The 13,732-nt window shown below is 39.5% G+C and carries 13 protein-coding genes; 11 read left to right on the plus strand and 2 right to left on the minus strand.

Translation table 11 applies throughout. The annotated features are described in order from the left end of the window. Window positions 1-196: 196 nt before the first annotated feature. Window positions 197-1,558, minus strand: coding sequence for an alanine/glycine:cation symporter family protein (locus tag AVJ20_RS01740; protein WP_111883914.1), 1,362 nt, complete (start codon window positions 1,556-1,558; stop codon window positions 197-199). A 332-nt stretch (window positions 1,559-1,890) separates the two neighbouring features. On the opposite strand from AVJ20_RS01740, the gene AVJ20_RS01745 reads away from it, so the two are divergent. The 7 genes from AVJ20_RS01745 (at window position 1,891) to AVJ20_RS01775 (ending at window position 8,553) form a co-directional block, all read left to right on the plus strand. Then, complete coding sequence (locus tag AVJ20_RS01745) at window positions 1,891-3,294, plus strand: amino acid permease (RefSeq protein WP_078192075.1); 1,404 nt, start codon at window positions 1,891-1,893, stop codon at window positions 3,292-3,294. Window positions 3,295-3,638: 344 nt separating this feature from the next. Further along, window positions 3,639-3,848: an LPS translocon maturation chaperone LptM gene (lptM, locus tag AVJ20_RS01750; protein ID WP_416240530.1), complete on the plus strand. Its 210-nt coding sequence runs from the start codon at window positions 3,639-3,641 to the stop codon at window positions 3,846-3,848. A gap of 24 nt (window positions 3,849-3,872) precedes the next feature. Next, entirely contained in the window at window positions 3,873-5,117 is a 1,245-nt protein-coding gene (gene lysA / locus AVJ20_RS01755) for a diaminopimelate decarboxylase (RefSeq protein ID WP_111883916.1), read from the plus strand. Window positions 5,118-5,130: 13 nt separating this feature from the next. Then, window positions 5,131-5,976: a diaminopimelate epimerase gene (dapF, locus tag AVJ20_RS01760; RefSeq protein ID WP_111883917.1), complete on the plus strand. Its 846-nt coding sequence runs from the start codon at window positions 5,131-5,133 to the stop codon at window positions 5,974-5,976. An 85-nt stretch (window positions 5,977-6,061) separates the two neighbouring features. After that, window positions 6,062-6,907 carry an enhanced serine sensitivity protein SseB C-terminal domain-containing protein gene (locus tag AVJ20_RS01765; RefSeq protein WP_111883918.1) on the plus strand — a complete coding sequence of 282 codons (846 nt, stop codon included), beginning with the start codon at window positions 6,062-6,064 and terminating at the stop codon, window positions 6,905-6,907. 71 nt (window positions 6,908-6,978) lie between these two features. Further along, complete coding sequence (locus AVJ20_RS01770; protein WP_111883919.1) at window positions 6,979-7,902, plus strand: tyrosine recombinase XerC; 924 nt, start codon at window positions 6,979-6,981, stop codon at window positions 7,900-7,902. A gap of 279 nt (window positions 7,903-8,181) precedes the next feature. Then, complete coding sequence (locus AVJ20_RS01775) at window positions 8,182-8,553, plus strand: hypothetical protein (RefSeq protein WP_111883920.1); 372 nt, start codon at window positions 8,182-8,184, stop codon at window positions 8,551-8,553. Between the two features lie 502 nt (window positions 8,554-9,055). On the opposite strand, the gene AVJ20_RS01780 is transcribed toward AVJ20_RS01775, so the two are convergent. After that, window positions 9,056-9,550 carry an Lrp/AsnC family transcriptional regulator gene (locus AVJ20_RS01780; protein ID WP_111883921.1) on the minus strand — a complete coding sequence of 165 codons (495 nt, stop codon included), beginning with the start codon at window positions 9,548-9,550 and terminating at the stop codon, window positions 9,056-9,058. Window positions 9,551-9,663: 113 nt separating this feature from the next. On the opposite strand from AVJ20_RS01780, the gene AVJ20_RS01785 reads away from it, so the two are divergent. From AVJ20_RS01785 to AVJ20_RS01800, 4 genes are all read left to right on the plus strand, one after another. Then, window positions 9,664-10,269, plus strand: a complete 606-nt coding sequence (locus tag AVJ20_RS01785; RefSeq protein ID WP_111883922.1) for a LysE family translocator — start codon at window positions 9,664-9,666, stop codon at window positions 10,267-10,269. Window positions 10,270-10,796: 527 nt separating this feature from the next. Continuing rightward, on the plus strand, window positions 10,797-11,549 hold the full coding sequence (locus AVJ20_RS01790) for an electron transfer flavoprotein subunit beta/FixA family protein (RefSeq protein WP_078192067.1): 753 nt from the start codon (window positions 10,797-10,799) through the stop codon (window positions 11,547-11,549). 18 nt (window positions 11,550-11,567) lie between these two features. Then, window positions 11,568-12,500: an FAD-binding protein gene (locus AVJ20_RS01795; RefSeq protein WP_111883923.1), complete on the plus strand. Its 933-nt coding sequence runs from the start codon at window positions 11,568-11,570 to the stop codon at window positions 12,498-12,500. 451 nt (window positions 12,501-12,951) lie between these two features. After that, on the plus strand, window positions 12,952-13,584 hold the full coding sequence (locus AVJ20_RS01800; protein ID WP_111883924.1) for a hypothetical protein: 633 nt from the start codon (window positions 12,952-12,954) through the stop codon (window positions 13,582-13,584). Window positions 13,585-13,732: the final 148 nt, after the last annotated feature.

Below are 13,732 nucleotides of genomic sequence, written 5' to 3' on the forward strand. Positions count from 1 at the left end.
GTTTGGTGACCAATTTGGTGAAGGCTTTATTGAAGATACTGAATCAGATCCAAAAGATGAAGTGGCCAATGAAAGCAAGACGAAAAACGACAAATTTGATGATGGTCAAATTGGCACGATTCAATAAGTAAATATCAATTTTCAGTCCGAATAAAAAAGCCACGTGAATTCACGTGGCTTTTTGTTTAGCAGGGGATTAGTACAACTCACCTGATTTACGACGTTCAATAAAATCTTTCGATTCTTTCACAATGATGCCTGAGAGCAATAACAGTGCAATACAGTTTGGTGCAGCCATCAAACCGTTAAAGGTATCGGCAAATAACCAAACGAGATCGAGTGTTACGACACAGCCGACAAAGACTGATGCGATGTAAATAATTCGATAAATCAGTACTGACTTTTCACCTAACAGGTAAGTACAGCATTTTTCACCATAATAGCTCCAACCCAGAATGGTTGAATAAGCGAAGAAAATAATACCGAAAGTCACGACCCAACCACCGAAGCCCGGAAGTAGTTTGTCAAAAACACTGATCGTTAATACGGCACCCGTTTGATCACCAAAGTTTTGTCCTGCCATGATGAAGCCCATCACCAGTACGATACCTGTAATTGAGCAAACAATGATGGTGTCTAAGAACGTACCTGTCATAGAGACAAGACCTTGACGTGCTGGGTGGTCAGTTTTTGCAGCCGCAGCGGCAATGGGTGCTGAGCCCATACCTGCTTCATTAGAGAATACACCACGTGCCACACCATAACGAATCGCAGCACCAATCGCACCACCCGCAGCAGCTTCGCCCGTAAATGCATAGCTAAAGATCATTTTTAGTGCAGGGATCACCAATTCAAGGTTGGTGAAAATAATGATTAAGCCACCCAATACATAACCTACCGCCATAATTGGAACAATAAATGAAGAGGCTTTAGAAATGGATTTGATGCCGCCTAAAATAACGAGTGCAGAGAATATGGTGATAACGATTGCAGTGGTGAGTGTGCTGATCCCTAAGCTGTTTTGCACAGCAAGCGCGACAGTATTGGACTGTACTGAGCTACCAATACCAAAGGATGCCAAAGTACCAAATAGGGCAAATAACACTGCCAACCATTTCCACTTAGGCCCAAGTCCACGTTCGATGTAATACATCGGACCACCGTTCATTTCGCCATTTTCATTTTTATGACGAAACTTTACAGCGAGTACACCTTCACCATATTTGGTTGCCATACCAAAGAGCGCGGTTATCCACATCCAAAACACTGCGCCCGGACCACCGAGCACACAAGCGGTGGCTACACCGGCAATATTACCTGTACCAATGGTGGCTGAAAGTGCGGTCATAAGTGAGGCGAAATGAGAAATATCGCCATCATGTTGATTTGCTTTAGGATGCTTGCCAAAGACTTGTTTGAATGCGAAAGGCAACATGCGAAATTGCCAGAAAAGTAGTCGGAAGGTGAGGAATACACCTGTTCCAACAATGAGGACCAACATGTATGGACCCCAGACCCATCCACTGAGTGTTTCCATGATATTTTGAATTTCTTGCATAGTATCTTCTTCTTATCGGCCCTGAGTGAGTGAATGCTACATTTTTGATATCTGTAGCAATTGATATGCCATTGTTAGAAACTTCCATGATTTTTGGCATAAATTTTTATCGTTGGTAAAATATTTTTTGCATAAAATTTAAGTTATTACAAGTAAATTGTTGTTTTATTGGTCGCTTTAAAATGTGAACTGGCGCTAAGATTTTTATATATAAGAAAAATAAATTAACTTTGTCACTTAATCCGAAAATATAGATGATGAAAAATAATTTTGTATTTTCTGAAATTTTTACGTTAATTTGTCGCAATTGGAACGCGAAGTTGAATTAAATAATGTCAAATGAAATTCATGGATCGCACGCTGATAGCGGCGATTTGAAACGAAGCTTGTCCAACCGACACCTGCAATTGATTGCGATTGGTGGTGCGATTGGTACAGGTTTATTTATGGGGTCAGGAAAGACCATCAGTTTAGCTGGTCCGTCCATCCTTATTATCTATATGATTATTGGTTTTATGGTTTTCCTCGTCATGCGTGCATTAGGCGAGTTATTACTATCAAATCTTGAATATAAATCTTTTATCGATTTTGCAACCGACTTAATCGGCCCGTGGGCAGGTTATTTTGTGGGTTGGACCTATTGGCTGTGCTGGATCACTATAGGGATTGCTGATTTATCGGCCATCATTTATTACCTGCAATTCTTTAATGGAGGTAACCCGTTCTCGCCCGAAGAAGGGGTGATGATCAGTGTTGCCGCCATTGTTTTTATCATGGGTTTAAACCTTGTTACGGTTAAACTTTTTGGTGAATTAGAGTTTTGGTTTGCACTGATTAAGATTATTGCAATCGTAGTGCTCATTGGTGTCGGTCTTTGGATGATCTTTACAGGTTTTACCTCATCGACAGGTGAAATCGCATCATTCACACATTTATGGTCACATGGTGGTCTATTCCCAACAGGAGTAACTGGCTTCTTGGCAGGTTTCCAGATCGCCATTTTTGCCTTTGTCGGCGTAGAACTCGTTGGTACTACGGCAGCAGAAACCAAAGATCCAGAACACAACTTGCCTAAAGCTGTGAACTCGATTCCGATTCGTATCATTATTTTCTATGTGCTTGCACTTGTGATTGTGATGTCCGTTACGCCATGGAATGCCATTGACCCAAGCATTTCACCATTCGTGAACTTGTTTAGCCAAGCTGGTATTGCTGCTGCTGCGATTATTATGAACTTGGTTGTGTTGTCATCAGTTATGTCATCGATGAATAGTGGTGTGTTCTCGACTTCACGTATGTTGTTTGGTTTATCTCGTGAAGAGCAAGGCCCAAAAGCGTTTGGCCGTCTAAACTCACGTGCAGTTCCGGCAAATGCGTTGTATTTCTCGGCAGTTTGTTTACTGTTGGGTGCGGCATTACAGTATTTCGTACCGAACACTGTTGAAGCCTTTACATTAGCAACTACACTTTCTACGATTTTATTTATCTGCGTATGGCTCATGATTATCTGGAGCTATATTGTTTACTATAAAACTCGTCCTGAGTTACATGCGAAGTCAACCTTTAAATTACCAGGTGGCTTATATACTTGCTGGCTTGTGATTATCTTCTTCATCGGCATGATTTATGTTTTGTCATTAGAAGCAGATACCATGAAAGCGCTCATGGTGAGCCCAATTTGGTTCATCATTTTGATTATTGGTTATTTCGGTTTTTATAAGAAAAAGCACCATTAATTTACATTTTTGAACGGATGTAAAAACATAAAAAGTTGCTCCTGAGGGGGCAGCTTTTTTATTTGAATATGGATTTAATTTACACTAATACACAGTATTCATTAGTGCTAATAGAAGTATAAAACAGCATTCAAATTGATAAGCTATTTCAGTGAAATCAATAGCCTGATCGGTATAGAAAAATACACAAATGTGGTTTGAAAACAGCACCATTAAATTTTGCTTAAATTTAGTGCAGAATGGCAAAAAGCTCACTTGGAATTACAGGGCTTTTCTTTTATCCGCGGGTTGATCACGTTATACTCGGAAAAATCTTTTCATTAGGTACGTTTATGTATCGTTTTATGAATTATAAAATTATTGTATTAGCAAGTGCTGTGCTGCTGACCGCTTGTGGTCAGTCTGGTGCATTGCATTTACCTTCAGATGCAAATGCAGATAAGCGCGCAAAATATCTGATTTATCCAGATACGCCGGCACAGCAAAAGCAGGAAAAACAAGCGGCTCCTGTTGCAACTGAATCGGAATTATCAAATTCTAACCCTACACCTTAATGCTTTTATAGAAAGGATACTTTCATGAGTTTCACCCGTACGAATGGGGTATTGCATGCAGAGCAATGTTCTTTACAACAGCTTGCACAGCAATATGGCACACCGCTTTATGTTTATTCAAAAGCTACTTTTGAAAAGCATTATTCAGATATGGATCGTGCATTTAGCTTTATCGACCATCAAATTTGTTTTGCGGTAAAGTCAAACTCTAATCTTGCGGTGTTAAACGTACTTGCCAAGCAGGGCGCTGGTTTTGATATCGTGACGGGTGGTGAACTCGCACGTGTATTAAAAGCCGGTGGTGAAGCTTCTAAAATTGTATTCTCAGGTTTGGGTAAAACAGAAGCCGATATCCAAAAAGCATTGGACGTGGGTATTGCATGTTTTAACGTTGAATCACATGCAGAGTTGGATCGAATCCAAAAAGTTGCTGCGGCAATGGGTAAGAAAGCACCGATTTCATTGCGTGTAAATCCAGATGTGGATGCCAAAACCCATCCTTATATCTCTACGGGTTTAAAAGAAAATAAATTCGGCATTCCTTCTGACAGCGTTTTTGACACCTATGCATATGCAGCGTCGTTGCCAAATCTTGAGATTATCGGGATTGATTGTCATATCGGTTCACAGTTGACTGAAACTCAGCCTTTTGTTGATGCACTTGATCGTGTCATTGTGATGATCAATCAACTGAAAGAGATGGGTATTCAGCTAAAACACATTGATATTGGTGGTGGTTTAGGTGTGACTTACAAAGACGAAGTTCCGCCTACCGTTGAAGAATATGCTCAGGCAATGCGTCCGGCTTTAGAAAAATTAGGCCTTAAGGTGTATATGGAACCGGGTCGTAGTATTTCTGCAAATGCAGGTGTGTTGTTAACTAAAGTTGATTTACTCAAACCGACCAATCATCGTAATTTTGCCATTATTGATGCTGCTATGAACGACTTAATCCGTCCTGCTTTATATGAAGCATGGATGGATATTCAGGAAGTAACACCTCGTACAGATACAGAAAAGAAAGACTGGGATGTTGTTGGTGCGATTTGCGAAACCGGCGATTTCCTAGGAAAGCAACGTCAGTTGGCGATTCAAGAAAATGACGTGCTTGCAGTATTGGGTGCGGGTGCTTATGGTTTTGTCATGAGCTCAAACTACAACAGCCGCGGACGTGCTGCTGAAGTGATGGTTGATGGTGATCAGTCTCATTTGATTCGGGAGCGTGAAACCATTGAATCATTATGGGAACGTGAACGTATATTGCCTTAAGGAGAAATTCGAGATGTTATTAGAATTTACCAAAATGCATGGCCTTGGCAATGACTTTATGGTGGTCGATCTAATTAGCCAACGGGCTTATTTAGATACAGTGACGATTCAGCGTTTGGCCGACCGTCATTTTGGTATTGGTTTTGATCAGCTTTTGATTGTAGAGCCACCTGATTTGCCTAATGTCGATTTTAAATATCGTATTTTTAATGCAGATGGTTCGGAAGTTGAACAATGTGGTAATGGCGTACGTTGTTTTGCACGCTTTGTGCATGAACGTAAGTTGACCAGCAAAACCAAAATCAAAGTACAAACCAAGTCAGGTATCGTAGAGCCTGAATTAGGTGCGAATGGTTGGGTGCGCGTTAATATGGGTTATCCACGCTTTTTGCCGCATGAAATTCCATTTATTGCGGAAGAGCCTGAAAACTTATACGACATTGCATTGGCGAATAATGAACAGCTCACCATTGATGTGGTGAGTATGGGTAATCCGCATGCAGTGACGATCGTTCCTGATGTCATTACCGCAGACGTTGCTAAAATTGGTCCACAAGTCGAATCGCATGAGCGTTTCCCACAGCGTGTAAATGCTGGTTTTATGCAAATTGTGGATGAGAAACATGCACGCTTACGTGTATTTGAACGTGGTGTCGGTGAAACGATGGCCTGTGGTACAGGTGCTTGTGCAGCGGCAGTATCAGGTATGCGTCGTGGCTTATTAGCCAATTCGGTCGAAATAGAGTTGGCAGGTGGTAAGCTGCAAATTGAGTGGCAAGAAGGTGGTGTGGTTTGGATGACCGGACCAACCGCAACAGTTTACGAAGGACGCTTAGATTTAAGTTACTTCCAAGGTTAAACTCCAAGCCCTGATTAATTCAGGGCTTTTTTTCATAAAATAAAAAGTGAATAAAAAATTATAATTCAATGGGATTGTAGTCAACATGGAACAAATAAACGAAGAAATAAAAGAAGAAATAAAAGAAGAAATCTTAGAGCAACTTTTTCATAAAGCTTTACATGAACCTGCGTATCGACCCGAATTTTTAGCTCAATTATTAGCGGCCAATGTGTATTGTGTGGGTACAACAGGGGGACGTGATTCACGTATTGCCGAAGCTTTGATCTTGGATGAAGGCGACAGCGTTCAATTGAAATCATGGGAAGATGAGACTTATGATTGCGCCATCCCGTTTTTTACGTCCTTGGAAAAAATGCGGTTGGCAATATCTGAAGAGGAGTCGTATATCCGGCTACCAACCAAGGCATTATTTGAAATGACCATTGGGGCAAGGCTTGTATTGAATCCACAATCACCTGATGCGACGAAGGACTTTGTACCAGAAGAAATTCAACATTTGCTGAACGGGCAGTATATTCAGCCCTCAGAAAACTATGAAGTTACGGAAGATACGGAAGTTTTAATTGGTCAGCCGGTGGAATATCCGCAGTTTATGATTGATCAATTAAGCATTTTTTTTGGTACAGAGCGTGTGGTAAAAGCTGCTTATTTGGCGCAAATACTGAATCAAGCTCGAGATGATTCACCAACTTTGCTGATCGGACTAGATTTAGAAGCAGGATTATCTGAACAACAAATTCAAGATTTGCACAGTAAAATTGGTCGTATCACACAGGACAGTTTAAAAGAGCAATGCCCAGTGGATTTAATCCATGTCAATACGCACAGTGTGGATGGTGTAGAAGGGTATTTGCTTAATGAAACGCAAGCTTTTTACCAACGTGTTGATGGTAAGCCTAAGGGGTTCTTTGCTAGACTCTTTTCATAAAACAGATATGTAAGATCGCTTTAGAGAGCGTACCACAACGCTAAAGCACATGTTGAAATGGGAGAAGACAGATGACGATGGATCAGAGTCAACTACTGGCTATGTGGTTGAAGGAACGTGAAATTCAAAATCAGTCTAAACATACCTTGCAAGCGTATGAGCGTGATGTCAGTGATTTTCTCCAATTTTGTATAATACGCAACTTGCCACTGCATGATGTTGAAAAGTCAGATCTGCGTGAATTTGTTGCTCATAAAGTGGAACAGTTTCAGCTCAGTCCAAGTAGTTTGCAGCGCATGTTATCTTCGATACGCCAATTTATGAAATGGGCAGAACAAGGAAATTATCTCAATTTTAATCCTGCAGATGATTTTCAGCTCAAACGCCAATCACGACCTTTACCTGGATTGGTCGATATTGAAACCATTAAACAAATCATGGAACAGCCTGAGCCGGAAAGTGAAACTCAACGGCAACTTTGGATACGTGATAAAGCGATTTTGGAGTTGCTCTATTCAAGTGGTTTACGTTTGGCAGAAGTGCAGGGCTTAACCATTCGAGATATTGATTTTAATCGCCAACTGTTACGTATTACGGGTAAAGGGAATAAAACGCGCATTGTACCTTTTGGTTCTAAAGCCAAAGAGGCTGTGATGCATTGGTTGCAATTATATCCTGCATGGCATGGTGATTTTGTCCCAGAAGCCCAAGTTTTTATCACTCAAAAAGGTAATCCACTGGGGGTAAGACAAATAGAAAATCGAGTTAAATTTCAAGCTCGACGTGCAGGTGTAAATGTCGATTTACATCCGCATTTATTACGACATTGCTTCGCTAGCCATATGTTGTCCAATAGCGGTGACTTGCGTGCTGTACAAGAAATGTTGGGTCATAGTAATTTAACCACTACACAAATTTATACCCATGTGGATTTTGATCGATTGGCACAAGTGTATGATCAGGCCCATCCAAGGGCACAGCATAAAGATTCGTAACAATTGCAAAAACGACTTTGGTACTCAGTGGTCTAAATTTTGCTTAAATTCACAGGCTGGATTTCACATTTTGCATCTTAAGGTGGTCTACTTCATGAAAATTAAATAAGGATGTGAAAAAATATTGGTAAAATTGACCGACATTTTGAACTATTGTCGCATTATAAAAATTCAAATTATCGGGTATAAAAATTGTCCATTATTGAATTGACGTAAGTGCTGAAGTGAAATTCGCCATTTACTAAATTGCTGTACCGTTAAAAATATATAGGCCATACCATGATTTCAGATATTCAAGAAAAATATGACCAGTTAAATGGTCAGCAAAAAGAAATTTTTGCAGGATACGGCTTACGCCAGATCAAACACTTTGTTGAAATCAGTTTGCCTGAAGTAGAAGCTGTATTGCCTGAAGGTGCGCAGCTACAAGGGATTAATGCCGATGGTAAAGTTCAGGCGTTTAATGCGGCGACGGGCCAATACTTTATTTGGATTTCGGATAAACAATGGCAGCTTACCAATAAAGCAACTGCTAAATTTGACAGTAAAGAAGATGCCCTCACCATTTGGCGTATTTTTGATTTGGCAAAGTATGAACTTATTGACCTAAGCCACATCCATCGTGACTTTTTGGAAAATCAGCCAGCCTAAACCATTGGTCAAATAAACAACTCATGGGCTATCTTCATTGGTTTTGGATGTTTAGCCCTTATGTCACCCGCACCATGACATGTTGTGATGCTTATGAGAAGAGCGTTAAAGTGTCTACCTCGTTTAGTTTTAAGCTTTCAAATGAACATTTGAGATAAGCTAGTGGACGTCTTTGCAAAACTTATGATGCTAAACAAAATCTCTAAATGCAAACCCATTTTGCTGTTCAGTAATTCAATTCGCTCAGTTTTGATAGCGAGAGCCTGTAAATCCAATCAGTTGTATTCTTGTTTAAGAAATTAAGCTCAAAGGCTCCTTAGATTGTGTTCGTTCATTTGCCGCAAATCATTATTTTTCTTTGCTTAAAATATAATGAAATACCGCATAGCTAGGTATTTGCATTCGAGGCTGTGAATAACTGCGTTACTACATTGTCATTATTGTAGTATCAGCCTCGTCGTTTTTAATGCTTGAGTTGCTCGTTGGCAGATCAATTGTTTGGTTACAAATCTTCTAACGGTAACTGGAAGCTTTGTTTGATGATTTGGCTAGGTAAATCAGTCTTTACACTAGTGATGCCATTTTTCTTGGTTAAGTGAGTAGACTGAAATTTGCGGTAACTTTCTAGGTCAGGCACCACTACTTTGAGCATTGCATCGCACTCACCCAAAATAATGTAGCACTCCATGACTTGAGGAAGTTCTTTCATCGCTTCGATAAAAGTATCGATGGTTTCAGCATCTTGCCCAGTCAACCAAATACGAGAGAATAAAATCAATTGAAAGCCAATCTTTTGTGGATCGACCACGGTGGTGTAATTCTGAATCACACCTGCTTCTTCGAGTAATTTGACCCGACGTAAACAAGAAGAAGGCGAGAGTCCAATTTCCTTGGCTAAGTCATTATTTTGCATGCGGCCATTATTTTGAAGTGCGCGAATGATATTTTTATCAATACGATCTAGTTTAACTAGAATTGACTTAGAAGATATCTTCATAAAATAGAATATAATTCTAAAAATAATATCTATTATAGAATATTTGATATCCTATTTTAAAGCGATTCAAACATACTAATTTCACTTTCAGGACATAGAAAGGGAAAATTGAAATGTCTGTATTTGCTTTGTTTGCCTTAACGGTAATTCCCCTTATTTTCACACCAGGACCCGATATGCTTTTTATCCTGTCACAAGTGATGGGTAAGGATGCAAAAGCAGGCATGATGGCAACAGTAGGTGTGTGTTCAGGTTACTTGGTTCACTCGATTTTGGTGGCATTGGGTATTGCTGCGATTATCGTGTCATTTCCACTACTCTTTGAAACAATCCGCTGGTTGGGGATTGCTTATCTTTTATATTTGGCAACGCATTTGCTGCGTTCAGTATTTAGCAGTAAAAAATTAAGTATTGAGAAAAAGTCAGCGTCCAACCCGATTAAAAAAGGCTTTTTTACGGCTTTACTGAACCCGAAAGGAATGTTGATATATTTTGCAATTTTGCCGCAATTTATCGATAAATCAGCGAATACCGTGAGTCAAGGTTTGATTTTGTCCTTCATTTTTATTGGGCTGATTTTTGTGGTGTATTGTAGTTTAAGTGTGGTCTTTGCACGTATTACACAAAAAACTGAAATCGATGAACGCAAACAAAAGTGGATCGATGGTACATCAAGCGGTTTATTGGCTCTTGCTGCGACATGGTTAATTGCCAATTAAAAACAGCAAATGTAAATAGAAATAATTGCCTTAACTAAAACCTTCGTGAAGGCGGAGGTTTTTTTATATGTGGTGAATATCGACACATATTAAGAATAAGAAAGAGAGAAAAACCCACCAATTAGCTTTGGAAAAGTGAAATTAGCGCTAAATTCATTATGCTTCTATCTTAAATGACAAGTTTAGATATGTTGCCGAATGTGTAGAGGGAAAGCTCTATTTCAGAAAGATTGATCGAAAATTGATATTAAATCAGATCTTTTGATGAGCTAAATCAAGTAAAAAAATAATAAAAATCAATGCTTAAAAAATAACTGAATAATGCGTTTTTTTAGATAACTGAACCATTCTTTAAAAAATGTGAACGATAAGTTCAAGGAAATTACGCTTTTTTACAGGTCTTTCGATAATTGTGACTTGACCGAAATGCCGTACACATTGCAAGATAGGGCACCTAAAAAATTTAAAGTGAAGAGTTAATATAACTTTTCTCAACATTTACATTTGCTAAAACAGCCGAGGATTACATGAAGGCTCTTGTTGCTGTAAAACGTGTGGTTGATGCCAACGTTAAAGTTCGCGTTAAGCCGGACAACAGTGGTGTTGACTTAACGAACGTTAAAATGTCAATTAACCCATTCTGTGAAATCGCAGTGGAAGAAGCGGTTCGTTTAAAAGAAAAAGGAACTGTTTCAGAAATCGTTGTTGTTTCTATTGGTCCTAAAGAAGCTCAAGAACAAATCCGTTCTTCTATGGCGCTTGGTGCAGACCGCGGTATCCTTGTTGAAGCTGACGACAGCCAGTTAGGTGCACTTGAAGTTGCAAAAATCCTAAAAGGTGTTGTAGACGCTGAACAACCTCAATTGATCCTTCTTGGTAAACAAGCAATTGATGACGACTCTAACCAAGTTGGTCAGATGCTTGGCGCGCTTTTAGGTGCTGGCCAAGGTACTTTCGCTTCAGAAGTTAAAGTTGAAGGCGACAAAGTACAAGTGACTCGTGAAATTGACGGTGGTTTACAAACTGTTGAACTTGCACTTCCTGCAATTATCACCACTGACTTGCGTTTGAATGAGCCACGTTATGCTGCTCTTCCAAACATCATGAAAGCGCGTAAAAAACCGCTTGATACTAAGTCACCTGCTGATTATGGCGTTTCACCTGCGACTAAGCTTAAAACTGTTAAAGTTGAAGCTCCTGCAGAACGTAAAGCGGGCGTACAAGTGAAGTCTGTAGACGAGCTTGTAGATAAATTGAAAAACGAAGCGAAAGTGATCTAATACAGAAGGATAAAAATCATGAGTATTTTAGTTATCGCTGAGCACGACAACAAAGCACTAAATGGTGCAACTCTTAACGTTGTTGCTGCAGCGCAAAAAATCGGTGGTGATATCACTGTATTAGTAGCTGGTTCAGGCGCTCAAGCAGTTGCAGACCAAGCAGCTAAAGTTGCGGGTGTAAGCAAAGTATTACTTGCTGACGACGCTGCTTATGCTAATCAATTGGCTGAAAACGTTGCTAAATTAGTTGCTTCTATCGGTGCGGGTTACACTCACATCCTTGCTGCTTCTACGACAACGGGCAAAAACGTACTTCCACGTGCTGCTGCGCTACTTGACGTAAGCATGATCACTGACATCATTGCTGTTGAAGGTCCTAAAACTTTCAAACGTCCAATCTATGCAGGCAACGCGATTGCAACTGTAGAGTCTGGCGAGTCTGTTGTAGTTGCGACTGTTCGTGGTACTGCATTTGATGCTGTTGCAAGCGAAGGCGGCTCTGCTGCAGTTGAAGCTGTTGCATCTACTGGTGATGCTGGTATTTCTAAGTTCGTTTCTGAAGAAATCGTGAAATCTGAACGTCCAGAATTAACAGCTGCGCGTATTGTTGTTTCAGGCGGTCGTGGTGTTGGTTCAGGTGAAAACTATCACACTGTTCTTGATCCATTAGCGGACAAGCTTGGTGCTGCGCAAGGCGCATCTCGTGCAGCAGTTGATGCTGGTTTCGTACCAAACGATATGCAAGTGGGTCAAACAGGTAAAATCGTTGCTCCTGACTTGTACATCGCTGTAGGTATCTCTGGTGCGATTCAGCACTTGGCAGGTATGAAAGAATCTAAAGTGATCGTTGCGATCAACAAGGATGAAGAAGCACCAATTAACTCAGTAGCTGATTACTGGTTAGTGGGTGATTTGAACACTGTAGTTCCAGAATTAGTATCTAAAATCTAATTTCTGAACGCAGTTCAAAACGCTCCTAAGCTTATGGTTTAGGGGCGTTTTTATTGTTTGAAGAATTAGTAGGTCTTCTTGGTTATGTTTAATCGATTAATTATACGTAAATGTAAATATATAAATTGCACTTAGATGTTTCATGCTTATGAGGGTAGTGGATTCTTAGTTTAGTAGTTCAAAATTCATATAGTGTTTCTTATTATTGGTATTAGACACTACTGTAGCGTAAGCTAAACGTATGTTGAAACTTAAATGGTAAGTAAGCAGGCGCAATCGCTTGGTAATAGGATGGAAATTAATAAATTATAAAAATACAAAGATTTAAAATAAAATAATAAAAATTTATCCTTCAAGTTTGAATCTTAAACTTAAAGCAAGCTTAAAGGATTGTGTATTTTGTGTTAACATTGCTTTTTTATTGAACTTGCCCTCTAGGCGGAGTCTCCCTTTGAAATTTGATTTTCAGTTACCAGTCAGTGTATTGGTGCTGATGATCTGCTGTTTACTTTTTCCTGTTTTACAAAGTATCTCTTTTCCTTTATTTGATGGAATGACTGTTACAGCAGTTGAATCGATCCAAGCATTGTTATTGCTGTTTTTTGCGATTTTTACTTTTTTCTATATTCGACCACTTGAAATGCAAGATGGAAAGAAACAATTTTGGTTGTGGGCTGTCGCATGGTGGTTGTTGCTATTTGGTCGTAGCATTAGCTGGGGGCGTGACTATTTCCCTGATGTGCCTAAACCGTATTTTCGTTTAATTTCGGTATTCATGATTGCACCAGTCGTCTTTATGCTGTTTTCGCCTTATTTGCGTCAAGAAATTGTACATAAACTAAAAACCTTGGCTTTGCCAATTTGGCCATTCGGCTTGGTGATATTGGGCTTATTTATTTCTGATGCAGTTGAGCATAGTCGAAGTCTCAGTTTTTTATTTTTGTACGATTTGGCTTATAAAGATTTCATCGAAGAAGTTTATGAATTTCCGCTTATTTTTGGTTTGTTTCTAACAGCATACCCATGGTTGCAGCATGATCATGTGCCTCAAGAATTAGAGGTCATGCAATATCATAAAGAGTGATTTTTATCACATTTATGCGCCTAAATTTGAAGCTTCGAAAAGATTTTTTTTGAACATTAAATAACCTCTATTCGTAGAGGTTTTTTTCACAGCAAATAAAATCAAAATGCTTAAAATAAATACAAAAAATCATGGTTCTAGTGCAAGA

Source organism: Acinetobacter sp. CFCC 11171, assembly GCF_003268405.1.
In the GTDB taxonomy this organism is placed as follows: Bacteria; Pseudomonadota; Gammaproteobacteria; order Pseudomonadales; family Moraxellaceae; genus Acinetobacter; species Acinetobacter amyesii.